The following is a 25931-nucleotide window of genomic DNA, read 5'->3' as shown; positions in this document are numbered from 1 at the left end:
CGCCCCCTGTTTCGATGTCGCACTTCAGCACCGTCAAGACCGAGCTCCGCGACCGTGAGGCCCTTCTCGGCGCCCTGCGTGATCTCGGCCATGAGCCCGATCCGAGCGAGCGTCCGGTGCGCGGCTATCGCGGCCAGACCGTGCTCGCCGACCTTTGCGTGGCGCAAAGCGGTGGCGGCGACATCGGCTTCCGCTGGAATGCCACCAGCAACAGCTACGAGCTGGTGACCGACCTCGATCTGTGGAAGCAGCCCGTGCCTGTGGAGCGCTTCCTGGCCCAGGTCACCCAGCGCTACGCACTCCGTTCCATTCTTGCCGCTTCGGCAGCGGAAGGCTTCCAGGTCACGGAGCAGACCCAGGCCGTCGACGGCAGCATCGAGTTGGTCGTGTCCCGCTGGGACGCCTGAGTCCGTGCCGCCTGACCGGCCCGAGTCCGCCACGGCAGCCACCGGCTCTGCTGCAGTCCCGGGCGCTGCTGCAGCTGCTGATCCTTCGCTGGCTTTCACGGCCGCGGCCACGGCACGCCCTGTGCCCACCGGGCGTGAACCGCTGCTGGGCGGGCGTCTGCGTCAGCGGGCCGTCTGGGTCGACGAGGCCGTTTGCATCGGCTGCCGTTACTGCGCCCACGTGGCCGGCAACACCTTTCTGGTCGAGCCCCTGTGGGGACGCTCACGTGCGATCCGTCAGGACGGTGATAGCACCGAGACGATTCAAGAAGCGATCGATACCTGCCCGGTCGACTGCATTCACTGGGTGCCCTACGAGGAGATCCCGGCGCTGGAGGAGCAACTGCGCCAGCAGGAGCTTCACCCTCTGGGCCTGCCCTGCGCGGCACGGGTCAAGCGCACCCTGCCGCGGCCCTGAATCTCCCCACCCGTCCCGCAGCAGCACCGGTGATGCCGCCCATCCCCACGCGCCGTTTCGGCCGCACCGGCCTGCCCATGCCGGTGCTTTCCCTCGGCGGCATGCGCTACCAGCAGAGCTGGAGTGACCTTCCCGGCGACCAGATCACCCCGGCCAGCCAGGCGAATGTGGCGGCCACTCTGGAGCGGGCCCGCGCCCATGGTCTGCATCACATCGAAACGGCGCGCCACTACGGCACCTCTGAACGGCAGCTGGGCTGGCTGCTGGGGCCCACGCCGGATCCGCAGCGCATCCTCCAGACCAAGGTGCCGCCGCACGAGGATCCCGCCGCCTTCGAGGCCGAGCTGGAACTCAGCTGTGCGCGGCTCCAGGTGGAGCGGCTCGATCTGCTGGCCATCCATGGCGTCAACCTGCCGGAGCACCTGCAGCAGACCCTGCGCCCGGGCGGCTGCCTGGAGGTGGTGCGCCGCTGGCAGCGCGACGGCAGGCTCGGCTCTGTCGGCTTCTCCACCCATGCTCCGCTGCCGCTGATCCTGGAGGCGATCGAAAGTGATGCCTTCGATTACATCAACCTGCACTGGTATTTCATCCGCCAGCAGAACAGCGCGGCGATCGAGGCCGCCCGCCGCCATGACATGGGCGTGTTCCTGATCAGCCCCACCGACAAGGGGGGGCACCTGCACAGCCCCTCGGAGCGGCTGTGTGAGCTGTGCGCGCCACTGCATCCGATCGTGTTCAACGATCTTTTCTGCCTCGCCAACGCCGAGGTGCACACACTCAGCGTCGGAGCGGCCTGCCCCCAGGACCTCGACCTGCACCTGGAGGCTGTGCAGCGGCTCCCCGAGGCTGATCAGCTGCTGCCGCCGGTGCTGGAGCGGCTGGAACAAGCGCGGCTCGACGTGCTCGGCGCTGCCTGGCTGGCCAGCTGGCAGGAGGGGCTGCCCGACTGGAGCGACACCCCCGGTGGCATCAACGTGCCGGTGCTGCTCTGGCTGTACAACCTGCTGGAAGCCTGGGACCTCGAGAGCTTCGGCCGCGCTCGCTACGGCCTGCTGGGGCAGGGGGGGCACTGGTTCCCCGGTGCCAATGCCGATGCCCTCGATGCCGAGGTGAGCGAGGCGGCGTTGTTGGCGGCTCTCCAGGCCAGCCCCTGGGCCGCCCAGATCCCCGAGCTGCTGCGCCGACTGCGGCGTCGGCTCGGAGGTACCCCGCACCAGCGGCTGATGGCCGGGGAGGCGGCCGCCTAGCCCAGCGGCAGCTTGGCGGGTACGCCCACGGGACGGGGGTAGAGCCTGGGGCACGGTCCAGTGGAAGCCACCACCACGGCATGGCGCACACCACGGCCTGACGGCAGCTCCTGCCGCTCCACCCGCCGCAGCTCCGCCCGCAGGGGCAGCACGGCCCGCTCCATGGCCTGCTGGTCTTCGGCGCCCCACTGGCCCCGGTAGAGCAGCGCCTGGCCCCCGGGCCCGAGCAGCGGCACCAGATATTCGGCCACCACCGGCGCCGCGGCCACGGCGCGGGCCAGGGCCCAGTCGAAGCGGCCGCGGCAATCACGGCTGTGGCCTGTGAGTTCCGCCCGCTCGCACCGCACCACCACCCGCTCGCCCAGATCCAGCGCGGCGGCCATCGCCTGCACGGCCGCCGCCTTGCGGCCCACCGAATCCACCAGGGTGAGCCGCGCCTGGGGCAGGGCGATCGCCAGCACCAGGCCGGGGAAGCCGCCGCCGGTGCCCACGTCCACCAGCTGCAGCGGCGCCGCCGGGCTACATAGCAGGGAGCGCCAGGGCCAGAGGCTGTCGAACACCTGGGCGATCCAGTAGTCGTCGCCCTCCACCAGCCGGGTGAGGTTGAGGCGGCCATTCCACTGGCGCAGCTCCTGCTGCAGCGCTTCGAGTGCGCCCAACTGCGCCGCGTCGGGTTGCCAGCCGAGTGCGGGCCAGATCGAGGTCAGGTCTCTGGCCTGGTCCGGGGGGCTGAGGGGATCGAGCGGAGCGTTCATTCCCTAGGAGGTCACCATCCGCGCCGGCAGAACCGACTGAGATCTCTAGGATCTCGCAGACCCGGTGCGGGCTTGGTGGCTGCAGGCGAACGTCCAGGAGGGGGGCAGACCCACTACCAGTTGCTGCGTCTGTCGACCACGGCGACGGCTCAGGAGCTGCGCCTGGCGTTCCGCACCTTGAGCAAGCTGTACCACCCCGACACCACCACCCTGCCGGCTGCGGAAGCAGAGCAGCAGTTTCAGCGCCTGCAGACGGCCTACACCACCCTCAGCGACCCCGACAGTCGCCACGCCTACGACCGGCAGCTGCGGCTGCTGCAGCTGCAGAAAGCCGCAGCGCTCCAGAAGGCCACGGCCGCCCCCGCCGCCCCCGGCCTGGGGGTTCCCGCTGGGCAGCGCGCCCTCTCCGCACGCCGGGCGCTTTCGGGCGGTGAGTGGTTCGCGCTGGTGCTGCTCGGTGCCGCCCTGGTGTGCAGCCTGGTGCTGGGGCTCGGTCTGGCCTGGTGGCGGGGAGTTGATCTGCTGGTGTTGCCCGTGTCCGTGCAGACTGCCCCTCCATCCGGTGATACCGCTGGGGATGAACGCCCTGCCTCCGCTTCAGACGCCCCTCTACAACCATCCGTTGCCGGCCCTGGAGCAATGGCTGCGGCAGCTGGGAGCGAGCCCCAGCCGCAGTGACCGCAGCTCCTGGGATCTTCATCAGCCGCACTGGAGTGCCTTGATCGAGTTCGCGGTCGAGGACATCCGCGTGACCTGGCACCAGGACGGGCGCAGCACGGTGCGGCTGTTTCCCTATGGCCTCACCCGCGCCGATGTGGAGTCAGCGATCCTGGCCGGGCCCTGAGCCGCGCTCACAGGGCGGCCAGACCCTCCTGGATCACGGCGTAGCAGTGGGCCAGCTGGTCGTCAGTGAGGCACAGGGGCGGCAGCAGATAGACCACCTGCCCCAGGGGCCTGATGAACACGCCCCGTTCCAGCGCCAGACGCTGCAGCACCCGCCCGCTGCGGTTCAGGTAGCCGGGGTCGGCCACCTTCAGGTCGAAGGCGGCGATGGTGCCGCACAGGCGCGGCCGCTCCACGCGCGGATCGGCGGCGAGCGCTTCGAGATGCGGCCGGTGCCGCGCTTCGAAGCCCGCATACCGCTCCGGAGCTCCGGCCAGCAGGGCCAGGCTGGCGTTGGCCGCGGCGCAGCCCAGCGGGTTGGCCGTGAAGCTGTGGCCGTGGAAGAAGGTGTGGGTGGGGTCCCCGCTGATGAACCCCTGGTAAAGCTGCTCGCTGGCCAGGGTCACCCCCATCGGCAGGAAGCCTCCGGTGAGGCCTTTGGAGAGCGCCACCAGGTCGGGGCGGATCCCCGCCTTGCGGCAGGCGAACAGCGCGCCGGTGCGGCCGAAGCCGGTCATCACCTCGTCGGCGATCAGCAGGGCACCCGCCTGGCGCACCCGCTGCTCCACCGCCTGGAGAAAGCCGGGACGCACCATCGCCATGCCGCTGGCCCCCTGCACGAGCGGCTCCAGGATCACCGCCGCCGTGGGACGTTCCAGCAGGCTTTCGAGCGCCTGTAACGCTGCCTCTTCCTTCTCTGCCACCAGCGGATCGTGCCACCAGGTGGAGGGCCAGGGGGCCCGCGCCACCGGGCAGAGCAGCGGGTCGAAGGGCGCCGAAAACAGGGACCGCTCCCCCATCGCCATCGCCCCGAAGGTGTCGCCGTGGTAGGCCCCGTCAAAGGCGATCCACTGCGGGCGGTCCTCGCCACGATTCCGCCACCACTGCCAGGCGATCTTCAGGGCCACCTCCACGGCCGTGGAGCCGTCATCGGAGAAGAACAGCCGCTCCAGCCCGCTGGCGGCGCTGAGGCTTGTGGCCAGCTGCTCGGCCTGGGGATGGCTGAAGTTGGCGAAGATCACCTGCTCCAGCTCCGTCACCTGGCTGGCCACCGCTGCCGCGATCGTGGGCTCGGCATGCCCGTGCAGGGTCACCCACCAGCTACTGATCGCGTCGATCAACTGGCGGCCGTCATCGAGTTCCAGCAGGGCGCCCCGGCCGCGCACAGCCCGCAGCGGCGGCTCGCTCGTGGCCACCTGGGTGGTCGGATGCCAGAGATGGGGATGCCAGCTCATCGGGCAGGAACGGCGGCCTTCACCGGCAGCGGCGGGCTTCGCGCTCACCTTCGGCGGCCAGGGGGCCGCAGTTCACCCACCGCACCACCGAGATCTCGATGTCGGTGAAGATCACCAGCACGGCGGTGCAGATCGCTGCCGCCACAGTGCTGACCAGCGCGTGCTTTCGGGTCATGCGCCAAGGTTACGGGGCGCCGAGGGCGCTGCTGAGGCCGCTGGTCTCCCAGGCCTCGGCCAGCGCGGCGGCGCCCAGCAGCGGCAGCGGCGGCAGGCAGCCCAGCAGCGGCGCACCGCTCAGCTCGCGCAAGGTGCCGGGATTGTCGGCATGCGGGGGGCCGTTGAGCACGAGGCCCAGCAGGGGGATCTGGCGGCTCCGCAGCGCCTCGACCGACAGCAGGGTGTGGTTGAGGGTGCCCAGTCCGCTGCGGGCCACCAGCACCACCGGCAACCCCCAGCGCTGGATCTGATCGATCTGCATCAGGTCACGGCGCAGGGGCACCAGCAGCCCGCCGGCCGTTTCCACCACCAACGGTCCGTCCACGGCGGGAAGATCCAGCCGCTCCCGCTCGAGATGCTCCCCTTCCAGCTCGGCAGCCCAGTGGGGCGAGACCGGCGCGGCGAAGCGGTAGGCCTCCGGCAGTAATCGCTGCTCGATCTGCGCGGCGGTCAGCCCCAGCATCCGGCCCACCCGGTCACGGTCGCCGCCGTCCTCGAGCCCGCACTGCACCGGCTTCCAGTAGTGGGCGCCCAGCCCCAGGGTCAGCAGGGCGCTGACCACGGTCTTGCCCACGTCGGTGTCCGTGCCGCAGACGATCAGTTGCTGCTTCATGAACGTGCTGCCTCGTTCAGATGCTGCTGGTGCATGAGCTTGCTGCCTCCTGCCGGGGTTGCTTCATCACGCCACAGTGCCAGCCTGGCGCCACGGGCTGGGAGCGGGCCGCTGACCGATCAGTACCAGCACCTCCCAGGTGAGGAGCTTGCGCGGCCGGCCGGCTGGGCTCAGGGTGGGCTCCGCCGGCCAGGCGGCCTCCAGCCGGCGCCACTGGCCGGGTGTGAGTGGCGCCGCAGGCGTGCTGCCGGCACCGAGCGCCTGGATCTGCCGCAGAAAGGTGAGCGCCGTCGGCGCGAAGCGGCTGAAGCGCAGGCGCCGCTGTGCCTTGAGCTTCAGGTGGCGCTGGGCGCCACGCACCAAGGCGCCGGCATCGGGCAGCGGCAGGGCGCTGCAGGGCCCCCGCGCCCCCGCCGCCGCCTGGAGCCACTGGGGGAAGCTGCCGGCCGTGGGCACCGCCAGCACCAGCCAGCCGCCCGGGGCCAGGCGGCGGCACCAGTGCTCCAGCTGATCCTGCGGGCACTCGAGCCACTGCAACGCAAAGCTCGACACCAGCAACGAGGCGTTCTCCAGCTGGGGCGGCAGGCCGGTGTTGAGGTCCCACAGCAGCGATTCCCCCCCGTCCCTTGCCCCTTGGTGCAGCAGCTCGGCGCAGAGGTCGAGGCGCAGGGGCTGAAGTGACGGCCGCAGTTGCTGCACCGCCCTGCTCAGCAGGCCGCTACCGGCGCCGAGGTCGGCGCAGGGGCCGGCAACCAACGGCAGCTCGCGGCAGTGGCGGGCCAGCCGCCAGGCCACCGCCCGCTGCAGGCTGGCCCGTTGCTCATAGGTACCGGCGTGGCGGCCGAACGCCTTGCGCACCTGCTCCTGCAGGGTCATGGCGCCTCCAGCCAGCTGAGCACCGGCTCGATCAGGGGCGCGCGCAGCAGGCTGTGGCCCGCTCCGGCGATCTGCCAGATGGTGGCCGCGGGCACGGCCCGACGCAGGGCGGCCCGGCTGGCGGCGGCGACAATCCGGTCATCCTCGGCTTCCACCAGCAGCACCCGGGCTGCGAGTGGAAACGCTGCCGGCAGCCTGTCGACCCGCCCCAGCAGGTCCAGATCGCTGCGCAGGCGCTCGATGCCCGCTGCCGTCAGTGGCTCGCTCCCCGGGCCCGGTGGCAGCAGGTCGGCGGGATCGGGTGCTGCCGCCTGGCGAAGGAAGTCCGCCAGCAGGTCCGCGGCCTGCCCGCCGGCCAGCCGCGCTTCCATGCCGGCCAGGGCAGCGCGCAGGGGGCGGCCTTCCCTCCCTGACGGCACGAAGGCCGCGAAGCTCGCCAGCAGCACCACCGCATCGGCGGAGGCCAGCACGGCTGGAGGCAATAAGTGCAGCCCGAGTGAATGGACAAGCACACCGCGCCTGCCGGGGGGCGATCCGTTCTCCCAGGCGGGGATCCGGGGCAGCAGCGGTCCGTAGCCCCGTTCGCCGCAGTGCCAGCGCCAGCCGCGTGGCTCGGCAGCCGCCCGCCACGGCTCCCAGGCCCGGCTGTCGCCGGCCCAGCCATGCATCGCCAGCAGTTGCCCGCTCATCGGCCGCCACCGGCCACCGGCGTGCCGAGGGCGGCCAGCAACCGCGCCAGCGTGCCGGTGGGCAGGCTGCGGCGCAGCACCAGTCGCAAGCGGGAGGTGCCCTCAGGCACCGTGGGCGGGCGGATCGCCACGCTGAGCAGACCGTCCCGCTCCAGCTGCGCCTGCAGCGCCAGGGCGGCCCCGTCATTGCCCACCAGCAGCGGCAGCACCGGCCCGGTCCCTTCCGGTCGCTGCCAGCCGGCTGCGGCCAGGCCGCAGCGCCAGCGCTCCGCCCGGTTCAGCAGGGTCTGCCCCAGGCCGGGATCCTGCTGCAGCAGCTCCAGGGCCGCCAGGGCAGCCGCCGCTAGGCAGGGCGCTAGGGCCGTGGAGTAGCGGAAAGCGCCTGAGCTCTGCAGCAGCCAGTCGGCCAGGGGGGCATCAGCCGCCAGAAAGGCGCCGCCGCTGCCGAAGGCCTTGCCGAAGGTGCCGCTCACCAGGCTCACCCCTGCCAGGCCATGGGCCAGGCCCCGTCCGCCCGGCCCCAGCACGCCGAGCCCGTGCGCTTCATCCACCAACAGCCGCGCCCTCTGCTGCCGGCAGAGGCGGGCGATGGCCGCCAGATCCGGGCTGGTGCCCTCCATGCTGAACAGGCTCTCGGTGATCACCAGCGTCTGGCGCTGAGGCTCCGCTGTCCGTTGCTGGATCAGCCGCCGTTCAAGGTCGGCGCTGTCGTTGTGGCGGAACCGCAGCAGGCGGGCGCCGCTGGCCTGCACCCCCAGCAGCAGCGAGTGATGGATCAGCCGGTCCGCCAGCACCACCCCGTGCCGCCCTGTGAGGGCGAGCACGGCCGCCAGATTGGCCTGAAATCCGCTGGGGAACAGCAGCACCTGCCCACGCCCGAGCCAGTTGGCGAGGGTTTCGGCCAGCAGGGTGTGCACCGGCCGGGTGCCTGTCACCAGCGGAGAGGCGCCGGAGCCGGTGCCGTCTCTGGCGATGGCGTCGCAGGCTGCCTGCTGCAGAAGGGGGTGATGGCTGAAGCCCAGATAGTCGTTGCTGGCCAGGTCCAGCAGTGGCGCTGCCGCCTCACCGGCGCCCACCACGGCCTTCAGCCCGCCGCCGGCCGTGGTGGCAAAGCTGCGCAGCCGCCGGCGCCGGTCGGGGGGGACGCGGCTGAGGGATGGCCACAGGGAGCTGAGGGGATCGGCAGGATCACCGGCCGGGAGCACGTTCACCACCCACTGGGGGCCACGGGGCCCACCAGTCTGCCCAGCCGCGCCGGGGCTCATAGAATCTCTGCATGCTCACTGCCGGTACCGACGCTCCGTCCGCTGCGACGACGGTTCCCCCCGCGGTGCCTGTTCCGGAGCCCCACCACGAGCCGAAGCCTGTGTCTCCGGTGGAGGAGCTGTTCCCGTTCCCGCTCGATCCCTTCCAGCTGGAAGCGATCGACGCCCTCAACCAGGGGCATTCGGTGGTGGTGAGTGCCCCCACTGGCTCCGGTAAAACCCTGGTGGGCGAATACGCCATCCATCGGGCGCTGGCCCACGGGCAGCGCGTTTTCTACACGACGCCGCTCAAGGCCCTCTCCAATCAGAAGCTGCGCGATTTCCGCCAGCAGTTCGGCGAGGAGCGCGTCGGCCTGATGACCGGCGATCTGAGTGTGAACCGGGAAGCGGCGATCGTGGTGATGACCACGGAGATCTTCCGCAACATGCTCTATGCGGAGGTGGATCGGGGCGACGATCCGCTCGCTGACGTGGAGGCGGTGGTGCTTGATGAGTGCCACTACATGAATGACAGCCAGCGCGGCACGGTCTGGGAGGAGTCGATTATCCACTGCCCACCGGCGGTCCAGCTGGTGGCCTTGTCGGCCACGGTGGCCAACGCCGGCCAGCTCACTGACTGGATCGAGCGGGTGCACGGTCCGACCACGCTGGTGATGAGCGACCACCGGCCCGTGCCGCTGGCCTTCAGCTTCTGCAGCGCCAAGGGCCTCCATCCGCTGCTCAACGACGAGGGCACGGGGCTCCACCCGAACTGCAAGGTGTGGCGTGCCCCCAAGGGCGATCGCCGCAAGGGCAAAACACCCCGGCCGCCCCAGCCGGAGCCGGCGCCGCTGCCTTTCGTGGTGGCCCAGCTGGCCGAGCGCGAGATGCTTCCGGCCATCTACTTTATTTTCAGCCGCCGCGGCTGCGACAAGGCCGTGCGGGATCTGGGCCGCAGCAATCTGCTCAACGCGCAGGAGGCGGAGGTGGTGCGCCGTCGTCTCGACGCCTTTGTGGCCGTCACCCCGGAGGCCGTGCGGGAGGGGGGCCATGCCGAAGCCCTGCTGCGCGGCATCGCCGCCCATCACGCCGGCGTGCTGCCGGCCTGGAAGGAGCTGATCGAGGAATTGTTCCAGCAGGGTCTGGTGAAGGTGGTCTTCGCCACCGAAACCCTGGCGGCGGGCATCAACATGCCGGCGCGCACCACGGTGATTTCTGCGCTCTCCAAGCGCACCGAGCGGGGTCATCGACCTCTGATGGGCAGCGAATTCCTGCAGATGGCGGGCCGGGCCGGCCGCCGTGGCCTCGATGTGCAGGGCTATGTGGTCACGGTGCAGAGCCGTTTCGAGGGGGTGCGTGAGGCGGGGGCGCTGGCCACCAGCCCTGCGGATCCCTTGGTGAGCCAGTTCACGCCCAGCTACGGCATGGTGCTCAACCTGCTGCAGCGCTACGACCTGGCCAAAGCCCGGCAGCTGGTTGAGCGAAGCTTCGGCCGCTATCTCGCCAACATCGACCTGTTAGAAGACGAGGCCCGCATCGCTGAACTGCGCCAGCAGCTGGAGCAGCTCACGGGTCTCGGCGACGACGTCCCCTGGGAGGCCTTTGAGGCCTATGAGAAACAACGCGACCACCTGCGCGAGGAGCGCCGGCTGCTGCGGATCCTGCAGCAGCAGGCCGAGGAGACCCTCGCCCACGAGCTCACATTGGCGCTGCAGTTCGCCAGCGAAGGGACGCTGGTGAGTCTGAAGTGCCCGCAGCTCAGGGGCCGGGTCACCCCGGCGGTGATCGTGGAGAAACCCATGGGGCCCGGTCAGTTTCCGCTGCTGCTCTGCCTCACTGACGACAACATCTGGATCCTGGTGCCCTGCAATGCGGTCGTGAGCCTGCATGCGGAGCTCAGCTGCCTGCAGGTGACCACGATCGCGGCCCCGGAGCTGCGCCACGTTGGCGAGCTTCGTCATGGCGATCAGCACAGTGGCGGTCTGGCGCTGGCGGTGGGCTCGATGGCCCGCCGCCACGACATGACCACACCCCAGTACGACTTGGCCGGTGAGGTGCGCGATCAGGCCCTGCGGGTGCAGCAGCTGGAAGCGGAGCTTGAGCGTCACCCTGCTCACGCCTGGGGTGACCGCCGCCAGCTCAAGAAGCAGCGGCGCCGCATGGAGGAGCTGGACGCGGAGATCGAGGAGCGGCAGCGGCTGCTTCATCACCGCTCCAACCGTCACTGGGACACCTTCCTGTCCTTGATCGAGATCCTGCGCTTCTTCGGCGCGCTGGCGGGGCCGGATGGTCTGGTGCCCACGGAGGTGGGCCGCACCGTTGCGGCCCTGCGCGGCGACAACGAGCTCTGGCTCGGACTGTCACTGATGAGCGGCCATCTCGACGAACTCAGTCCGGCCGAACTGGCCGCCGTGTTCGAAGCGATCAGCACCGAGGTGAACCGCCCCGATCTCTGGAGTGCCTACGACCCGCCACCGCTGGCGGAGGAAGCTCTGCGCGACCTTGGTGGCCTGCGGCGGGAACTGTTGCGCCAGCAGGAGAAGGCGGCTGTGGTGGTTCCGGCCTGGTGGGAGCCGGAGCTGATGGGCCTCGTGCATGCCTGGGCGTCCGGTACCAGCTGGGTCGATGTGATGGCCAACACCTCGCTGGACGAGGGCGATGTGGTGCGCATCCTGCGCCGCACGGTGGATCTGCTCGCCCAGGTGCCGTACGCCGAAGCCCTCAGTGAACTACTGAGAACAACGGCGCGAAAGGCATTGAATGCCATCAACCGCTTCCCGGTGTGTGAGCTTCAGGATCTACCCGGCGCCACTGCCTCTGCAGCCCCCAATCCAGCCATCACCATTCCAGCAGCACCCTCTCCCCCATCGCTTGCAGATGAATGAACTAAAGGGGTGGAATAGTGGTCTGGGTGGGTAAGACTTCCATTCATCTCGATCAACGGCAATCATAAGCTTCTGTGGGATCAACTTCGTGACCATCGCCCACACGTGCTTAGGGAGAACCTGCAAATTCCAGGCACTCGTTTAAAATCCCCTTGTGATTGCAGATGAGAGCTGGGTTCAATCGGTGGCAATAGCTCTAGACCGCTTCTTGGAAGTCTGCGCCTACGGTAACTCTGATCAGATTCCTGCCAAGAGGCGCACGCTTCCTGTGGTCGATGGCTTGGCGAAGCCTCTGTCGCGAGATGTGTCTGGCGGAGATGGATCTGGTGGCGTATCTGAAAACGTCCATCAATCTGAGCGACCCACAGGACTCCTCTCTGCCAGTAAAGATGACACCTCTCCACACGGATGATCCTGCCGCACCGGTAAAGCGTGGTCAGGATTTCCCAGGAGCTGTGCATTCATGTGGTCACCCCCTACAAATGGAGGAAGTGACGTTGACCCCGAAAACCGGTCCAGGGTGAATGAGATCCTCAGCCGGCCAGATTGGGCCGGGGATTCGACCATGAAACGCACCATGCACACAGCCGAGTAGATCATCCGCGAGCTGAAAACGGCGTAGCAACTGATCGCCCAGGGCAAGACCGTCGCGGAGGTCTGCCGCGTCATCGAGGTGACGCAGCCGACGTACCACCGCTGGAGACAGCAGTACGGGGGATGCAGGCCGAGGAAGCCAGACGGCTGACTCAGCTGGAGAAGGAGAACGCCCGGCTGTAGGCGAAGCCTTCTCGAAGAGAAGCAGTAGGACCTTGCGGTGCGACGGGAAACTTCTGAGCCCGGAACGTCGGCGCTGGGCTGTTGAGGTCTCGCGCGCACACTTCCGGGTTTCGGAGCGGCTGCCTGCCGTGTGGTGGGCCAGCACCGCAGCACCCATCGCCATGGGGGCAAGGTGATCGAACTGGAGGTAGTCAAGCTGCGGCATCGCTTGCGGCAGATCGCGGCTGACCACATTCGCTGTGGCCGCCGCATGGCCTACCGCCTCCTGCGGCGGAAGGGCTGGACGGTGAACCAGAAGCGGGTGCAACGGTTCTGGCGGGAGGAAGGCCTGCAGCGGCCCATTCCCAGGACACGGAAGCGGGCACGGCCCGCCGACGGCTCGGTGAGGCGTTACCGGGCGGAACATCCCCACCAGGTATGGGCCATGGACTTCCAGTTCGACGCCACCGCCGATGGCCGCCGGCTCAAATCCCTGAACGTGATCGACGAGCACAGCCGCCTCTGCCTGGCCATCCGGGTAGGCAGGCGCTGCAAGGCCAAGGACGTAGTGGCGGTGCTGAAGGCGCTCACGGGCCTCTACCAGGCACCAGCGTTCATCCGGTCAGATAACGGGCCTGATTCATCTCCCAGGCCTGACGTGGCTGGTGCGAGACCAGCGGAACAACCACGGCCACCATCGAGCCAGGATCCCCGTTGCAGAACAGGTTTGCGGAGTCGTATGAGCTCCGCTCGACTTCGTCTACAGGCCACACTCGGCCCTCCAGGGGCGTACGCCCCTGGAGGCAGCTCAACAGGGAGCTGCCGCATGACCACAACCATCCACTCTCATCAGGCCTGGACCGATCAAGGGGGGCACGTCGGGGTCCAGGTCCATGCCCAGGCAGATGGCAAAACTCTTGATCTTCCAGCTTTTGGAGAAAAAACCCTCTCGTCACTGGTCAGCTTTGGAGTGAACAGCAGTGGACCTTCGATCGCAAATGAGCTCACATTGATGAGTGACCATCCTTGGGGTTTCCTTTGGTTGGCTGCAATGACATGCCGTCGTTGAGGTAGAGCAGATTGAGATCTGTGATTTCCAGTTCGCCACGTGAGGAGGGAGACTCTTGGCTCTTTCAACCACAGTGTTGTCATAAGAATAGAGCCCCGTCAGTGCGTAGCGCGGCTTTGGTTTTGCCGGCTTCTCTTCAATGGAGCGCACTTGACCGTTGGCTTCAAACTCCACAACCTCATAGCGTTCAGGGTCGCTAACTGGATAGGCAAACACGGTGGCTTCAGGTTCTCCAACCCCTGCCGACAACAGTTGTGGCACCAAGTCGTGTCCGTGGAAGAGATTGTCCCCGAGCACCAACGCGGCATGCGAGTTGCCCAGAAAGTGCTCGCCGATGAAAAAAAGCCTGCGCTAACCCACCAAGGCTGGGTTGAATGGCGTATTCCATCGTGATTCCCCATTGTTTTCAATTGTCCAGCAATCTGCGAAAAGCTTCTTGGTCGTTGGGGGTGGTGATGACAAGGATTTCAGTGATTCCTCCCAGTATTAAGGTGCTGAGTGGGAGTAGATCATAGGCTTGTCGTAAACAGGCATCAGTTGTTTGCTGATGGCTGTGGCCAGTGGCGTCAAGCGAGCTCCACTTCCACCGGCAAGAATGATTCCTTTTCTGTTTGGATGAGGTGGAGCTTGTTGATGTGTTGATGTAGTCGATTGAGCTTTGCTCGTGTTCTACAGTGTCATTGTTGTATTCAAGCATGCCATTTTTGTGTTGCGTCGCTGGAAATCAACGCATGATTGTTTCGTGGGATTCGCCATGGGGGCTGCGGCGTGATCTTTATTGGCTGCATAAGCTGTGCTTGCCACAGAGTGTCAATGACTCCAGTAGCGTGCAGAGCGATAAGGGTCAGAGTCAAGCTTGTGGTGTCAGCTGCCAGCTGGCGATGGCAGGATCTCTCGGGATTCCAGTTCGCGCATCACCAGATCTACGCACTGGTCCACATTTAATGTTCCGGTTTCCACGCGCAGTTCCGGGGCAGCCGGGGCCTCATAGGGGCTGGAGATTCCCGTGAACTCTTTGATTTCACCGGCACGTGCTTTGGCATAAAGCCCCTTCGGGTCCCGATTTTCGCAGGCCTGCAGGTCGGCGGCACAGTGAATCTCTATGAAATCTCCCTCACCGACAAGCCCCCGGGCTTTGTCACGATCGGCGCGGAAGGGGGAGACGAACGCCGTAAGAACAATCACGCCCGCGTCAAGGAACAGCTTTGCTACTTCTCCGATCCGCCGGATGTTCTCCTCCCGGTCGTGATCCGAGAAGCCCAGGTCTTTGCAGAGGCCGTGGCGGATGTTGTCGCCGTCCAGCACGTAACTGCTGAGCCCGCGGGTGAACAGCTCCGCATTCACCGCATTGGCAAGGGTGCTCTTGCCGCTGCCCGAGAGCCCGGTGAACCAGAGGATGGCACTGTTGTGACCTTGCCTCTCCGCCTGGCTGCTGCGATCCACCGAGGCCTGATGCCAGACGATGTTGCTGGATTTGATCACGTTGCTGGCTTCACCGCTTGCATTCACAGGCATGGAAGGATCGGCAGGGTACAGGAGTGGAGAGCACCGCCAGTTCAGAGCGCTGCCGCCGGATCAATGCGGGCCATGGCTGCTGCCGCGGCATCGCAGAGAACCTGGTGGGCAGGTCCGTGGCTGGCAATCAGGCAACCGGCCTGGCGGAAGTCCCCAGTGTTGTACAGCAAAGGCCGCCCATCGGCGTGAGTGAAGGCGCCACCTGCTGCCAGCAGCACCGCTTCGGGAGCCGCCATGTCCCAGTCCTTCGGAGCTGTCTTGCCGGACAGGGAGATGTAGAGGTCGGTTTCGCCGCGCAGGATCGACGCCACCTTCCCCCCCACACTCCCGCGCGCGATGCCGCTGGCGATCGGCAGTGAGGTCATCAGCTGTTCCAGCCGGTCGTCGCGGTGGCTGCGGCTGGTGACCGGAATCAGGCTCGACAGTGCGGTGCGCCCGCTCAGGGAAGGGGCATGACGTTCCCCGTCCGGCGCTTCCTTCCAGGCGACGGGTGGCTCGATCCCGTCGGGGTCGAGCCACCCGAACCAGAGCTCATCGAGCTCTGGCAGCAGAACCACCCCGAGGGCAGGCCGCTGCTGGTGCACCAGGGCCAGATGTACGGCGTATTCGCCGGTGCCCTGAAGGAAGTCCTTGGTGCCATCGAGGGGGTCGAGGATCCAGAGCCAGTCGTTGGCGATGGCCTGATCGGCGGGCCACTGACCCGTGGTCTCCTCGCTGAGGATGGCCCAGGAGGCTGCTGGGAAGGCGCTCTGCAGCCCCTTGATCAGATGCTCGTTGACGGCAAGATCGGCTGCCGTGACTGGTCCTTTGGGATCCTCATCCACCGAGAGGATCGGCGGATAGCCGAACGGAGGGGTGTCGCCGCGGGCATAGGCCCGCAGGATGGCCGCCGCCTCCCAGCACAGCCGCCGAACGGCAGTGAGAACCGCGGCGACTTGATGGCCGGCGAGCGTGCTGTCTGCGAAGTAGAGCTCCTTCATGGTTTCTGGGGCTTGGCCAGCGGCAGCAGGCATTTGTCGGAGTCGCAGCCGGCTGGACCCGCCTCCACCAGTTCGCCGTTGTCGTAGCGCTGCAGGGAGGCGAAGAAATCGAATTCGCGGCGCCGCGCCGCCACCTCCTCCTGTAGGCGCTGGTAAGTGGCCTGGTCGATCGGCTCGAACGGCAGGCGGGGGAAGGTGGCGTTGGCATCGAAGCGGGCCAGCAGCGCCGCCGAGATGTATCCCTTGCCTTGATCGATCGCTGCGTGAATGGCTTCAGCGAGAGGTTCGATTTCGTTTTCGCGGAACTCGACCGTGGCTGAGGTGTTGTGGGCGGTGTAGTGCTGTTGGACCTGCATGTAGAAGTCAAACTGGGCCAGCGCCGAGAAGCTGTTGATCTCCACGGCGTCGGCGCCGGGCAGGTTGGCCCAGCTCACTTCGGTGGGGATTTCCACCAGCCACTCGGTGCAGCGGGGATCAAACGGATCATCCAGCAGGCGGCCCTGTTCATCCTTGTCGCTCTGGCTCGGCACGATCGTGTAGCCGTAATCCATGCAGGCGAGTGCCACCGGATCGTTCTTGCGGAAGGTGATGCGGCGGATGAAGCGCTGGGCCTTGGGCGGATGCCAGCCGGGGCTGGCGCCGGTGAGCAGGCTCTTGGTGCCGGCGGGCTGAACCGTGGTGCAGCGGTTCGGGCGGCGCAGACCATGGCGGTCGCAGTAGTCCCACACGGCCTCGTTCACCGCCGTCTTCCAGCGCGATAGGTAGGCGGCTTCCTGTTGCTTGAACGCCAGCCCGGCCTCGCTGTCCGGACGGCCCTCCTCCCACCAATTGAGCCAGGGGGTGCCGAAGGCATGCACGAAGAAATCGAACAGGCCCGTGAAGCTCACACCCACGATCGGATCCCAGGCACGGCTCTGGCGGTAACGCTCCACCTCAAAGCGGTGGTTCAGCAGGCAGGCCACCGCCAGACCGGCGGCGCGGAAGGCATCCGCCTGGCCCTCGTGGTCGGCGGGGTCGATCTGGTTGAGGTGAATCTCCGCCAGGTTGCAGTGGAAATCGGCGCCGAGGATCTCGCCGCAGGGGTTGAGGCCGTAGCGGCTGAGGCGGTGCTCAAGTTCGGCGTCCGTGATCTGCGGATGGTTCAGCTGCAGCCAGCGGCCCGCTTCCTCACGGCCCTGATCGCAGTAGATGGTGATGAACTCGCTGCGCAGTTCAGGGGTGGACAGCAGGTCGGCATTCGAGCGGGCGATCGCCTCGGGGGCGAACTGGATGGCGCCTTCGCCGCTCTGAAACTGCTTGAGCACCGCCTCCCGCACCACCTCGCGGCTGGGGCGGGTATGGAACACGCGTGTGTGGTTGGCCATGCGCAGCGCATCGCGCTCGGGGTCGATGCGCCAGTTGCCTTCCTCGTCCTGCTGCCAGAGGTTCTCCTTGGCGCCGGCTGCGGAGGCGTCGTCTGCGCAGAATTGCCGCATACCTGCACTGCGGCGGATGTTGCCGGCCACGATCGTGACGGCTGCCTCATCGATCAGCAGGCAGCATTCCACTGAGCTGAGCTGGCGGCCATGGGCCTTGTTGAGGATCTCGGCGACGCGCCCGTAGAGGTCTTTGAGCTTCACCGGGTTGGCCATGCCGCCGAACCCCTTGAGCGTTTCGCCCACAGGACGCACATCGGAGAGGTCAACGCTGACCGTCACCTCACCGTCGAAGCGGACATCGCTGCTGAGCTCCAGCAGGAGCTGGTAGCTGTCCACCCAGCCGCGGCGGGTGTCGCCCACCTTGATCGCCACGTCGTGGCCCGTAATCGTGTGGGTGGTGTGCTCCTGGCGCTGGCCGGCGGGAGTGGCGCCGATGTCGGTGACGGAGGTGATCCGCAGGCGGTTGCGCACCGCAGGCAAGCGATCGATCAGCCGAGGCTCGATGATGGCGCCCGTGCCGCAGCCCATCATCGCCAGGTCCATCATCAGACCGAAGGCTTCCCAGTCGATCAGGTTGGTGGAGGTGCAGTTGTAGGCGCCGGAGAAGTTCTGGGGCTGCTCGATCCAGTCGGTGCCACCGATCCACAGCCAACGCCCTGAGGGCAGAGCCTGCTGCCGTTTATGCATCCGGCGCAACAGGGCCACTTCCTCGGCGTTGAGGTTGCCGAGCCTGCGCAGCCCTTCGAGGTTGCGCTCGCTCACCTCCTGCCAGCTTTCGCGTCCGTTCGGAGTCTTGCGGCTGTAGGTGCGGTAGAAGACCGGGTTCGCCGCCGGCGCCGTGACGGGGAAATCCGCAGCGGCGGCTTCTGGCAGGCCAGCCAGCCGGGTGAGCTCGGCTGCGGTGGCAGGCGTGGCGGAGAGGGTCACGGAAACAGGGGCAGCGTGGCGCGTGGAGAAACCTTAACCCCACCTGTGGGGTGCGCAAGGTTCATCCTGCACCAGCGGCAGTGTCTGTACGGCTCTCCAGGGGCTGACCGCCCCACCAGCGCCGGCTGCCGCCCCGCCAGGCCTGCGCCAGGCTGGCGGCGCTGCGGTGGTGGCCATGGAGCGGATCTGCGAGCCCGAGCTGATGGACGACGCCGAGCAGGCGCGCGCCTATGCCGACGCCGACTTCGCTGCCGGTGACCGCGCCCTGCTCAAGCGCACCGAGGACCTGTTCGGGCCACAGCTGGGGCCGCGGATCATCGATCTGGGTTGCGGACCCGGCAACATCAGCTTCCTGCTGGCGGAGCGTTATCCCACGGCCCGGGTGCTGGGTCTCGATGGCGCCCCCGCCATGCTGGCGATCGCCGCCGCGCGCCTGCAGGCCACGCCGGACCGCTGGCCAGGGCTGAGCTTTCAGCACCTGTTGCTGACGCCGGGGGGTGCCCTGCCGCAGGAGGGCCGCTGGACGGCGGTGGTCAGCAACAGCCTTCTGCACCATCTGCACGATCCGCTGGTGCTGTGGCAGGCGGTGCGCCGGCTGGCGGCCCCCGGAGCGGCCATCTGCATCAAGGATCTGCGCCGCCCGTCGGATCCAGCGGCCTTGGAGGGGCTGGTGCAGCGCCATGCCGCCGGTGCTCCGCCCGTGCTGCGGCGTGATTACGCCCAGTCGCTGCGGGCGGCCTTTCGCCGTGTGGAGGTGGAGGCGCAGCTCCAGCAGGCGGGGATCGAGGGGTTGGCGGTGCGGGAGCTCGACGACCGCTACCTGGAGGTCTGGGGACGATTGGCCTGAACGGCGGGGAGCCACCGGCTGCCGCTAAACCAAAGGGGCTCCGTCGTTGCTGCACTTCTCTCCGTGCTGCCCCACGCCCGCCGTTGGCGCCGGCCCTGGGGGCCTGCCCTGGCGCTGGCCCCAGCCACCGGCGCCGCCACCGCGGCTGTTCTTGCCATCGCGGTAGCCGCCATGGGCCTTGTGCCACTGGCGAGCGCGCCGGTGGTGGCACAGGCTCTGCGCCCCCCCGCCTGGTTGCAGGCGCCTCCGGCCAGCATCGGTCCGATCCAGCCCACCTGGGAAGCGCTGCTGTTCGCCCGGCTCGATGCCGGTGATCAGGCCTGGTTGCCCCGCCCGCAACGGTTGCCCGATGGCCGACTCCGCTACGTGTATCGGCAGCGCCGTGGTGAAAGAGATCTCACCATGGCCCAGATCCACGACCTGCTGCGCAATCCGCCCCGCTATACCGCCGAGCGGTCCGCCATCACTTCCCTGCTCGCCCAGCTGTGGGGCCTGGGGGTGCGGGTGGAGCTGACCACCCCGCGGGTGGCGGCGGCGGCCGGCGAATGGGTGCCCCGTGAGGCGGTGATCCGGATCCGGCCGGATGTGCCCGACCGCGGCACCCTTGATTTCGCCGCTGTGCTCAACCACGAGGCCATCCATGTGGCCCAGAGCTGCCGAGCCGGCGGCCTCAGGCGGCCGCCCACCCCCCTGGGCCTGCCGGTACGCCTGTCGCCGGAAGCGCGGGAACTGCTCGCCCAGCCTCTCTACGCCCGCATCCCCCCCCTGGTGCGCCAGCTGGAGCTGGAGGCCTTCAGTCATCAGCGGGATCTGGCCCTCGGTGCCCACCTGCTGCGCAGCCTCTGCCGGCCGGACAGCCGCCTCGGCCTGGCAGGCTGAGACCATGACCAGCGCCTCCCCCCCACCCGTTTCCCCCAGCGACGACATGGCCGGGGTTGCCCTGGCTGAAGCGGTGGCGAAGCGGCGCAACTTCGCGATCATTTCCCACCCGGACGCGGGCAAGACCACCCTCACCGAGAAGCTGCTGCTCTACGGGGGGGCGATTCAGCAGGCCGGTGCGGTGAAGGCCAAGGGAGAGCAGCGCAAGGTCACCTCTGACTGGATGGAGATCGAGAAACAACGCGGCATCTCGATCACCTCCACCGTGCTGCAGTTCGACTACGCCGGCAGCACGGTGAACCTGCTCGACACGCCAGGCCACCAGGATTTCTCGGAAGACACCTACCGCACCCTCGCCGCTGCCGACAACGCAGTGATGCTGGAAGACGCCGCCAAGGGCCTCGAACCACAGACCCGCAAGTTGTTCGAGGTCTGCCGGCTGCGCAAGGTGCCGATCTTCACCTTCATCAACAAGATGGACCGGCCGGGCCGCGAGCCACTCGAGCTGATCGATGAGATTGAAAGTGAGCTGGGCCTCACCTGCTGGCCGGTGAACTGGCCGATCGGCAGCGGTGATCGTTTCCGTGGCGTGATCGATCGCCGCAGCAAGGACGTGATCCTGTTCGAGCGGGCGGAGCGGGGCCGCCAGTCGGCGGAGAAGCGCCTGGCGGCCGGCAGCCCCGAGCTGGCTCGGCTGGTGGAACCGGAACTGCTGGCGGCGGCGCTGGAGGAACTGGAGCTGCTCGATGGTGCCGGCGCCGAGCTCGATCTGGAGCTGGTGCATGCCGGCGAACTGAGCCCGGTGTTCTTCGGTTCGGCGATGACCAACTTCGGCGTGCGTCCCTTCCTGGATGCCTTCCTGGAGCTGGCGCAGCGGCCGGTGGCGCGGCTGAGCAGCGACGGCCCGGTGGATCCGCTGCGGCCGGAGTTCAGCGGCTTCGTGTTCAAGCTGCAGGCCAACATGGACCCGCGCCACCGCGACCGCATTGCCTTCGTGCGGGTCTGCAGCGGCCACTTCGAGAAGGACATGAGCGTGCGGCATGCCCGCAGCGGCCGCACCATCCGCCTCTCTCGTCCCCAGAAGCTGTTCGGGCAGGACCGTGAGGTGGTGGAGGACGCCTATCCCGGTGATGTGATCGGCCTGAACAATCCCGGCATGTTCGCCATCGGCGACACCCTCTATGCCGGCAGCAAGGTGGAATACGAAGGTATCCCCTGCTTCAGCCCTGAACTGTTCGCCTGGCTGCGCAACCCCAACCCATCGGCGTTCAAGAGCTTCCGCAAGGGGGTGAACGAGCTGCGGGAGGAGGGAGCCGTGCAGATCCTCTATGACACCGATGCCAGCAAGCGCGACCCGATCCTGGCGGCCGTGGGCCAGCTGCAGATGGAGGTGGTGCAATACCGGCTTCAGAACGAATACGGAGTCGAAACGCGACTCGAGCCCCTCGGCTTCAGCGTGGCCCGTTGGGTGGTGGGCGGTTGGGCGGCGCTGGAGGCGGTGGGGCGCATCTTCAATTGCAAGACCGTGCGCGACGCCTGGGACCGGCCGGTGCTGCTGTTCAAGAACGAGTGGAATCTCAACCAGCTGCGGGAAGACCACCCCGCCTTCGAGCTCAGCGCCGTGGCGCCGGTGGTGAGCGGCGTGGAGCCGATCGCCCTCTGAGCATTTGCTGATGCGGGTGCCCACGGCGCTGCTCCCGGCCCGCCAGAATCTTTGCAACGAAAGATCACAGCCATGGCCGAGCCCTTCTGGCTGGTTCGCCCCCGCCACGACGGAGGCTCCGACTACGTGCGCTTCCTCCCCAGCCAGGAAGCCGTCGAGGTGCGCGAAGGCAGCCACCTCCCGCCCCAGATGCCTTTACTGAAGCGGCGCCAGTGGTTGCCGCTCAAAGAGGCAGAAGCCTGCCGCCGGCATCTTCAGCAGGAAGGCGGTTTCCACTCCAGCGAACCTTTGTTCTGAACCACTGGTTCGGTGGCAGCGGAGGCCTCCGGATGGGGCGCGCCTCGATACGCTCGTACCACGACCCTGCTCACCGCACCGGAGGCCATGACCAACGGTTCTGCCCTGCCCCCCGGCGCGACCGGTGGCCCCAGCGATGGTTCCAGCCCCTACGAACGGCTCGGCATCGCTTCTGATGCCAGCTTCGACGAAGTTCAGGGAGCGCGTCAGCAGTGCCTTGATGCGGTAGGAGACGACCCCCAGGCCCGCGCCCGCGTGGAAGCCGCTTACGACGCCGTACTGATGGAACGGCTGCGGGAGCGGCAACAGGGGCGGGTCAGCAGCGCCGCCCTCAGTGCCTCGAAGCGGGAAGAGGTGAAGCCGGCCGTGATCGCCCGGGCCCCCTCCAGGCCTGCCCTGCCGGCCATGCCTTCCTTGCCCCAGCTCTCTGGCGGCAAACTCACGCGGCCGAAGTTCTCGATGCCCCGCCTGGCCCTGGCCGAGGGCCGTGAGCGCTGGGTGCCCCTGGCCGGGCAGGGGGCGATCCTGCTGCTGCTCCTGGTGTCCCCCCCGTCCTCCGACACGGTGCTGCTTGCCCTCTCCACCCTGCTCACGGTGGTGAACCTGCAGCGGCGCAACGGCCGGTTTCTGGCGGCGGTGGGCTGGAGCTTCGCTCTGCTGGGCCTCGGCCTGCTGATGGGCGGCGTGCTCGCCCAGCTCGTTGATCCGGCCCTGCCGCTCGGGCTGCCGCTGGCGGGCGAACAGCTTCAGAGCCTGCCGGCTCTGATCCTGCTGTTGCTGGGTGCCCTGCTGCTGGCCTGACGGCTGCCGAAGGTTTGTGCCGCCCTGGTTGAGTCTGGTGGGGTCACGCCAGTGATGCCCCTAGGGCACGCTCACGGCTCGTGCACGCCTCCATGCCTGCCGGGTGCAGACTTTGCCTCCGCACGCTCAGTTGAGGGCTGTGAGGCTGCAGTTCGCTTCCGGCTCAAGTCGCCAGTGGCCTTCAGACAGCCGCCAGCTCCTCGATCAGTTCCCGCAGCTCAGGCGCCTCCACGCCGTACACCTCGTTGCAGAAATGGCAGGTGAGCTCGGCGCGGCCGTCTTCGCGCAGGATCGTGTCGAGCTCGTCACGCCCCAGCAGCCGTAAGGCATTGACGCTGCGCCTGCGGGTGCAGGGGCAGTGGAAGGTGACGTTCTGGCTGGCCTCGGCATCCTCCAGGAGCTGGGGATCGAGGTCCGGAAAGATGTCTTCCAGCAGGCGTTGCAGATCGCCGCTGCAGTCGGCGAGCCGCTGGCTGAACCCCTGAATCTCGCGGCAGCGCTCCTCCAGCAGGGCCACCAGCGCCGGTTCCCGGGCCGCCTTGGGCAGCACCTGCACCAGCACCCCACCGGCGCAACGCACACCGCTGCTGTCGATCTGCTCACCGACGAACACTGCTGACGGGGTCTGCTCGGAATGGAGCAGGTAAGAGGCCACGTCATCACCGATGCCGCCGCTCACCAGCTCCACCGTGCTGCTGAACGGCTCGCCCTTGCCCTGGTCGCGCACCACGTGCAGATAGCCGGTGCCCGTGGCCTTGCGGAAGTCGAAGCGGTGCAGGCCCTCGGGCGTTTCCACCAGATCGAGCTCCAGGCCCGGCGCCCCCACGTAGCCGCGCACGGTGCCGTCCCGGCCCGCATCCACCATCAGGCCGCGCAGCGGTCCGTCCGACTGGATGCGCAGGTTCACCCGTCCGTGGGCCACCTTCATCGAACTGGCCAGCAGCAGACCGGCGGTCATCGCCCGGCCCAGCACGGCGGTGGTGAGGTACGAGAGGCCGTGGCGACGACGGGCGTAGCGCGTGGTGACGGTCGTGAGGGCCGCCACCATGCGGATGCCGCCATCGGCGGCCGTGGCCCGTACCAATCGATCGGGCATCGCCCCGCCCCAACTCAGGGCATCGTACGGAGCCTCGGCAGGGGCTGAAGCGCCCCGCCCTGCAGCCGCCAGCCTTCCTTCACCCAGCCCTTGAACAGCTCCGGTTCGTGGGTCACCACCAGCAGCACCCGGTCCCGCGCCAGCAGTTGCAGCAGTTGCAGCACCTCTTCCCGCACCGACCAGTCGAGGCCGGCGGTGGGTTCATCCAGCAGCAGCACACGCGGATCGCGCAGCAACTGCACCGCCAGCGCCAGTCGCCGCTGCTGGCCGCCGCTGAGCCGCTCCGGCGGCTGCTGCAGCGACAGCCCCTGCAGCCCCACCCGGGTGAGCACCTGTTCGACCCGTTCCGACGCCAGCCGCCGCTGACCCAGCTTCAGCTCCTGGCCCACCGTGAGGCCGAGGAAATGGCGCTCGGGAAACTGAAACACCAGGCCGCAGAGCCCGCGCCGCTGCCTGGCGTTCAACGCCTGCCCTTCCCACAGGATCGCGCCGCCATCGGGGTCCGCCAGACCGCAGATCAGCTCCAGCAGGGTGGTCTTGCCTGAGCCGCTCTGCCCGGCCACCAGGGCGGGCCGGCCCGGCTCCAGGCGCAGCTCCACCCCGTCGAGCAGGGCGGCTGGGGTGGTGGCCGGGTGGTAGCGCAGGGATCGAAGCTCGAGCATGGCGGGTTTCGCTTCCCCCAGCTTGCTGGATGCGTGTTTGATGGGGGCAAGCACGCTGCCTTCTCCCATGGACGTCCGCTTTCGGGATGTGGATCCCTTCAACTGCTGGATCTGGGTGCGTTTTGCTGCTCCGCCCGGGCAGGGGGAGCGCGGCTACATCGATACGACCTTCGAGAGCTGGTTCTTTCTCGGCAAGCTGGGCGGCTTCAATGCCGAGAACCTTCAGGTGCATGAGGAGGGCGTCGATCTCAGCTGGATGACCTACGACGGCGACGACGCTGAACGGGCCCTGCCGGCGTTGATGCACAACATGGGCGAACTGGAATACCAGGAGGACTGGGCCCGCTGCTGGGTGGATCTCGGCACCAGCGATGGCGTTGCCCTTGATGTGCTGATCAACGCCCTGCGGCAGCTCGACAACGACGTGGTGGAGATTGAGGAACTGGTGATCGGCGGTCTCAACGACGACTGGCCGGTGGAAGACCAGCCCGATGCGATGTTCGCCCCCGGGGTCAATTGAGCGCGGTGTGACCCGGGAGCTGCGTCGTCTGTTGATCGAGCCCGGGCGCCTTGCCCGGGCGGCGGCTCAGCCGCCAGATTCCTCGGCTGCGGAAGTAGCTGCCAGCGGTCAAGCTGCAGCGCCCGGCTGCGAGGGTGCTCTGCCTATCCTCCGCTTGGAAGACGGCGAAAGCCACTACCTCACGCGGGTGCTCCGCTATGGCCCCGGCGATCGCTTTGCGGTGGTCGACGGCGTCGGCCAGTTGTGGAGCGCGCTGCTGACCGACCGCAGCAGCGCCCGGCTGGAGCAGCCGCTGGCGGCCCCCCTTACGGTCGAGCCCTTGCCCTCGCCCCTGCTGGAGCTGGCGGTGGCAGTGCCCCGCCGCGATTTCGACACCGTGCTGCGCATGAGCTGCGAACTGGGGGTCGACCGCCTTCAGCCGCTGCTGGCCGAGCGCGGCGTGCGGGGGGCGGAAACCGGTGGCCCGGGCCGATGGGAACGCTGGCAGGCGATCGTGCGGGAGGCCTGTGAGCAGTGCGAGCGTCTGTGGCTGCCGCAGCTGCTGGAGCCCATGGCCGCCGCCGCCTGGCTCCAGAATCCGGCTTCGCTGGCCAATGGCGCCGCGTGCCTGGAGCAAGGTCAGTGCCGATGGCTGGCCACCACCCGGGCGGCCGACCTGCCGCTGCTGAGTGAGCTGCTGGGGACGGGAGCCCTGCCTGCTGGCACAGAGCTGCGCGGCGTGGCAGAGCTGGGTGGTGGAGCAGTACAGCGGACCGGGTTAGAGCTGGGTGGCGCTCAAGCCCCGGGTGCGCATTGTGTTGGCATCGCCCGCCTGGCGATCGGGCCTGAGGGGGGGTGGACGCCGGCGGAGGAGAAGGTGGCGGTGGACGCGGGCTGGCAACCGGCGAGCCTGGGCCCGACGATCCTGCGCACCTCGACGGCGGCTGTGGCCGGCCTGAGCCTGCTGAGTGCCTGGCGAGCGGGATCCAGGCGAGCGAGATCAAGCGGCGGCTGAA

27 protein-coding genes and 1 pseudogene are annotated in these 25931 nt (G+C 68.0%); 15 read left to right on the top strand and 13 right to left on the bottom strand.

Annotated elements, in window-relative coordinates:
* Positions 1–14: 14 nt before the first annotated feature.
* From KBZ19_RS04115 to KBZ19_RS04105, 3 genes are all read left to right on the top strand, one after another.
* Positions 15–407, top strand: coding sequence for a DUF1257 domain-containing protein (locus tag KBZ19_RS04115; protein ID WP_094510220.1), 393 nt, complete (start codon positions 15–17; stop codon positions 405–407).
* A gap of 88 nt (positions 408–495) precedes the next feature.
* On the top strand, positions 496–864 hold the full coding sequence (locus KBZ19_RS04110; RefSeq protein ID WP_255100053.1) for a ferredoxin: 369 nt from the start codon (positions 496–498) through the stop codon (positions 862–864).
* A 32-nt stretch (positions 865–896) separates the two neighbouring features.
* Complete coding sequence (locus KBZ19_RS04105; RefSeq protein ID WP_255099856.1) at positions 897–2111, top strand: aldo/keto reductase; 1215 nt, start codon at positions 897–899, stop codon at positions 2109–2111.
* Here the strand turns inward: KBZ19_RS04105 and rsmG are convergent.
* Positions 2108–2866, bottom strand: a complete 759-nt coding sequence (rsmG, locus tag KBZ19_RS04100; protein ID WP_255099855.1) for a 16S rRNA (guanine(527)-N(7))-methyltransferase RsmG — start codon at positions 2864–2866, stop codon at positions 2108–2110. The genes KBZ19_RS04105 and rsmG overlap by 4 nt on opposite strands.
* Before the next feature lie 75 nt (positions 2867–2941).
* Here rsmG and KBZ19_RS04095 point away from each other — a divergent pair, with 75 nt between their 5' ends.
* Positions 2942–3544 (top strand): J domain-containing protein, encoded by a 603-nt coding sequence (locus KBZ19_RS04095; protein ID WP_255100052.1) that lies wholly within the window; start codon positions 2942–2944, stop codon positions 3542–3544.
* Entirely contained in the window at positions 3444–3710 is a 267-nt protein-coding gene (locus tag KBZ19_RS04090) for a DUF3143 domain-containing protein (protein WP_094510223.1), read from the top strand. The genes KBZ19_RS04095 and KBZ19_RS04090 overlap by 101 nt, the downstream gene beginning before the upstream one ends.
* Before the next feature lie 7 nt (positions 3711–3717).
* Here the strand turns inward: KBZ19_RS04090 and bioA are convergent, their stop codons facing one another.
* From bioA to KBZ19_RS04060, 6 genes are all read right to left on the bottom strand, one after another.
* Entirely contained in the window at positions 3718–4983 is a 1266-nt protein-coding gene (gene bioA / locus KBZ19_RS04085) for an adenosylmethionine--8-amino-7-oxononanoate transaminase (RefSeq protein WP_255100051.1), read from the bottom strand.
* Between the two features lie 19 nt (positions 4984–5002).
* Entirely contained in the window at positions 5003–5158 is a 156-nt protein-coding gene (locus KBZ19_RS04080; protein ID WP_255099854.1) for a hypothetical protein, read from the bottom strand.
* Between the two features lie 9 nt (positions 5159–5167).
* On the bottom strand, positions 5168–5812 hold the full coding sequence (gene bioD / locus KBZ19_RS04075) for a dethiobiotin synthase (RefSeq protein ID WP_255099853.1): 645 nt from the start codon (positions 5810–5812) through the stop codon (positions 5168–5170).
* A gap of 66 nt (positions 5813–5878) precedes the next feature.
* Positions 5879–6688: a methyltransferase domain-containing protein gene (locus KBZ19_RS04070; RefSeq protein WP_255099852.1), complete on the bottom strand. Its 810-nt coding sequence runs from the start codon at positions 6686–6688 to the stop codon at positions 5879–5881.
* A complete protein-coding gene (locus KBZ19_RS04065; protein ID WP_255099850.1) occupies positions 6685–7377 on the bottom strand; it encodes an alpha/beta hydrolase in 693 nt (230 codons plus the stop codon). The genes KBZ19_RS04070 and KBZ19_RS04065 overlap by 4 nt, the downstream gene beginning before the upstream one ends.
* The gene (locus KBZ19_RS04060) at positions 7374–8588 is read right to left on the bottom strand and encodes a pyridoxal phosphate-dependent aminotransferase family protein (protein ID WP_255099849.1); all 1215 of its coding nucleotides are present in this window, start codon (positions 8586–8588) and stop codon (positions 7374–7376) included. The genes KBZ19_RS04065 and KBZ19_RS04060 overlap by 4 nt, the downstream gene beginning before the upstream one ends.
* A gap of 65 nt (positions 8589–8653) precedes the next feature.
* Between KBZ19_RS04060 and KBZ19_RS04055 the strand changes: the two genes are divergently transcribed.
* The 3 genes from KBZ19_RS04055 (at position 8654) to KBZ19_RS15180 (ending at position 13331) form a co-directional block, all read left to right on the top strand.
* Complete coding sequence (locus tag KBZ19_RS04055) at positions 8654–11506, top strand: RNA helicase (RefSeq protein ID WP_255099848.1); 2853 nt, start codon at positions 8654–8656, stop codon at positions 11504–11506.
* A 625-nt stretch (positions 11507–12131) separates the two neighbouring features.
* On the top strand, positions 12132–12251 hold the full coding sequence (locus KBZ19_RS15185; protein ID WP_399220098.1) for a transposase: 120 nt from the start codon (positions 12132–12134) through the stop codon (positions 12249–12251).
* A 162-nt stretch (positions 12252–12413) separates the two neighbouring features.
* Positions 12414–13331 (top strand): DDE-type integrase/transposase/recombinase, encoded by a 918-nt coding sequence (locus tag KBZ19_RS15180; RefSeq protein WP_399220088.1) that lies wholly within the window; start codon positions 12414–12416, stop codon positions 13329–13331.
* Here KBZ19_RS15180 and KBZ19_RS04045 read toward each other — a convergent pair.
* The 4 genes and pseudogenes from KBZ19_RS04045 to nrdJ all read right to left on the bottom strand — a co-directional run.
* A pseudogene (locus tag KBZ19_RS04045) lies at positions 13318–13931 on the bottom strand (sugar nucleotidyltransferase); the annotation flags it as partial. The gene KBZ19_RS15180 and the pseudogene KBZ19_RS04045 sit on opposite strands and share 14 nt — an antisense overlap.
* 264 nt (positions 13932–14195) lie before the next feature.
* Positions 14196–14846 carry an adenylyl-sulfate kinase gene (gene cysC / locus KBZ19_RS04040; RefSeq protein ID WP_255099847.1) on the bottom strand — a complete coding sequence of 217 codons (651 nt, stop codon included), beginning with the start codon at positions 14844–14846 and terminating at the stop codon, positions 14196–14198.
* Between the two features lie 41 nt (positions 14847–14887).
* Entirely contained in the window at positions 14888–15826 is a 939-nt protein-coding gene (locus tag KBZ19_RS04035; RefSeq protein WP_255099846.1) for a 3'(2'),5'-bisphosphate nucleotidase CysQ, read from the bottom strand.
* Positions 15823–18126, bottom strand: a complete 2304-nt coding sequence (nrdJ, locus tag KBZ19_RS04030; protein ID WP_255100050.1) for a ribonucleoside-triphosphate reductase, adenosylcobalamin-dependent — start codon at positions 18124–18126, stop codon at positions 15823–15825. Before nrdJ ends, KBZ19_RS04035 begins: the two co-directional genes overlap by 4 nt.
* A 220-nt stretch (positions 18127–18346) precedes the next feature.
* On the opposite strand from nrdJ, the gene KBZ19_RS04025 reads away from it, so the two are divergent.
* The 5 genes from KBZ19_RS04025 to KBZ19_RS04005 all read left to right on the top strand — a co-directional run bounded on the left by KBZ19_RS04025 (position 18347) and on the right by KBZ19_RS04005 (position 22658).
* Positions 18347–19018, top strand: a complete 672-nt coding sequence (locus KBZ19_RS04025) for a class I SAM-dependent methyltransferase (RefSeq protein WP_255099844.1) — start codon at positions 18347–18349, stop codon at positions 19016–19018.
* 63 nt (positions 19019–19081) lie between these two features.
* Positions 19082–19897: a hypothetical protein gene (locus KBZ19_RS04020; RefSeq protein ID WP_255099843.1), complete on the top strand. Its 816-nt coding sequence runs from the start codon at positions 19082–19084 to the stop codon at positions 19895–19897.
* 4 nt (positions 19898–19901) lie between these two features.
* Positions 19902–21560, top strand: coding sequence for a peptide chain release factor 3 (locus KBZ19_RS04015; RefSeq protein ID WP_233132691.1), 1659 nt, complete (start codon positions 19902–19904; stop codon positions 21558–21560).
* 72 nt (positions 21561–21632) lie between these two features.
* The gene (locus KBZ19_RS04010; protein WP_094510238.1) at positions 21633–21857 is read left to right on the top strand and encodes a hypothetical protein; all 225 of its coding nucleotides are present in this window, start codon (positions 21633–21635) and stop codon (positions 21855–21857) included.
* A gap of 87 nt (positions 21858–21944) precedes the next feature.
* Positions 21945–22658, top strand: coding sequence for a CPP1-like family protein (locus tag KBZ19_RS04005; protein ID WP_094510239.1), 714 nt, complete (start codon positions 21945–21947; stop codon positions 22656–22658).
* A 181-nt stretch (positions 22659–22839) separates the two neighbouring features.
* Here KBZ19_RS04005 and hslO read toward each other — a convergent pair whose 3' ends face one another.
* Positions 22840–23754 (bottom strand): Hsp33 family molecular chaperone HslO, encoded by a 915-nt coding sequence (gene hslO / locus KBZ19_RS04000; RefSeq protein ID WP_094510240.1) that lies wholly within the window; start codon positions 23752–23754, stop codon positions 22840–22842.
* 14 nt (positions 23755–23768) lie between these two features.
* Positions 23769–24416, bottom strand: coding sequence for an ABC transporter ATP-binding protein (locus tag KBZ19_RS03995; RefSeq protein WP_255099841.1), 648 nt, complete (start codon positions 24414–24416; stop codon positions 23769–23771).
* A gap of 67 nt (positions 24417–24483) precedes the next feature.
* Between KBZ19_RS03995 and KBZ19_RS03990 the strand changes: the two genes are divergently transcribed.
* Positions 24484–24936 carry a DUF3531 family protein gene (locus KBZ19_RS03990; protein WP_094510241.1) on the top strand — a complete coding sequence of 151 codons (453 nt, stop codon included), beginning with the start codon at positions 24484–24486 and terminating at the stop codon, positions 24934–24936.
* A 154-nt stretch (positions 24937–25090) separates the two neighbouring features.
* The gene (locus KBZ19_RS03985; RefSeq protein ID WP_255099840.1) at positions 25091–25930 is read left to right on the top strand and encodes a 16S rRNA (uracil(1498)-N(3))-methyltransferase; all 840 of its coding nucleotides are present in this window, start codon (positions 25091–25093) and stop codon (positions 25928–25930) included.
* The last annotated feature ends 1 nt before the right edge of the window (position 25931 follow it).

Source organism: Synechococcus sp. L2F (assembly GCF_024345695.1).
Taxonomy (GTDB): Bacteria; Cyanobacteriota; Cyanobacteriia; order PCC-6307; family Cyanobiaceae; genus MW101C3.
This window is presented reverse-complemented; position numbering and strand designations above follow the sequence as displayed.

Bases quoted from the DNA above. Each gene is read 5' to 3' on its own strand.
- KBZ19_RS04010 (WP_094510238.1), top strand. From the start codon at position 21,633: ATGGCCGAGCCCTTCTGGCTGGTTCGCCCCCGCCACGACGGAGGCTCC.
- KBZ19_RS03995 (WP_255099841.1), bottom strand. From the start codon at position 24,416: ATGCTCGAGCTTCGATCCCTGCGCTACCACCCGGCCACCACCCCAGCC.
- bioD (WP_255099853.1), bottom strand. From the start codon at position 5,812: ATGAAGCAGCAACTGATCGTCTGCGGCACGGACACCGACGTGGGCAAG.
- KBZ19_RS04065 (WP_255099850.1), bottom strand. From the start codon at position 7,377: ATGAGCGGGCAACTGCTGGCGATGCATGGCTGGGCCGGCGACAGCCGG.
- KBZ19_RS04055 (WP_255099848.1), top strand. From the start codon at position 8,654: ATGCTCACTGCCGGTACCGACGCTCCGTCCGCTGCGACGACGGTTCCC.
- KBZ19_RS04115 (WP_094510220.1), top strand. From the start codon at position 15: ATGTCGCACTTCAGCACCGTCAAGACCGAGCTCCGCGACCGTGAGGCC.
- KBZ19_RS04005 (WP_094510239.1), top strand. From the start codon at position 21,945: ATGACCAACGGTTCTGCCCTGCCCCCCGGCGCGACCGGTGGCCCCAGC.
- KBZ19_RS04105 (WP_255099856.1), top strand. From the start codon at position 897: ATGCCGCCCATCCCCACGCGCCGTTTCGGCCGCACCGGCCTGCCCATG.
- hslO (WP_094510240.1), bottom strand. From the start codon at position 23,754: ATGCCCGATCGATTGGTACGGGCCACGGCCGCCGATGGCGGCATCCGC.
- KBZ19_RS04035 (WP_255099846.1), bottom strand. From the start codon at position 15,826: ATGAAGGAGCTCTACTTCGCAGACAGCACGCTCGCCGGCCATCAAGTC.
- rsmG (WP_255099855.1), bottom strand. From the start codon at position 2,866: ATGAACGCTCCGCTCGATCCCCTCAGCCCCCCGGACCAGGCCAGAGAC.
- KBZ19_RS04070 (WP_255099852.1), bottom strand. From the start codon at position 6,688: ATGACCCTGCAGGAGCAGGTGCGCAAGGCGTTCGGCCGCCACGCCGGT.
- KBZ19_RS04090 (WP_094510223.1), top strand. From the start codon at position 3,444: ATGAACGCCCTGCCTCCGCTTCAGACGCCCCTCTACAACCATCCGTTG.
- bioA (WP_255100051.1), bottom strand. From the start codon at position 4,983: ATGAGCTGGCATCCCCATCTCTGGCATCCGACCACCCAGGTGGCCACG.
- cysC (WP_255099847.1), bottom strand. From the start codon at position 14,846: ATGCCTGTGAATGCAAGCGGTGAAGCCAGCAACGTGATCAAATCCAGC.
- KBZ19_RS04015 (WP_233132691.1), top strand. From the start codon at position 19,902: ATGACCAGCGCCTCCCCCCCACCCGTTTCCCCCAGCGACGACATGGCC.
- KBZ19_RS04080 (WP_255099854.1), bottom strand. From the start codon at position 5,158: ATGACCCGAAAGCACGCGCTGGTCAGCACTGTGGCGGCAGCGATCTGC.
- KBZ19_RS04025 (WP_255099844.1), top strand. From the start codon at position 18,347: ATGGAGCGGATCTGCGAGCCCGAGCTGATGGACGACGCCGAGCAGGCG.
- KBZ19_RS03990 (WP_094510241.1), top strand. From the start codon at position 24,484: ATGGACGTCCGCTTTCGGGATGTGGATCCCTTCAACTGCTGGATCTGG.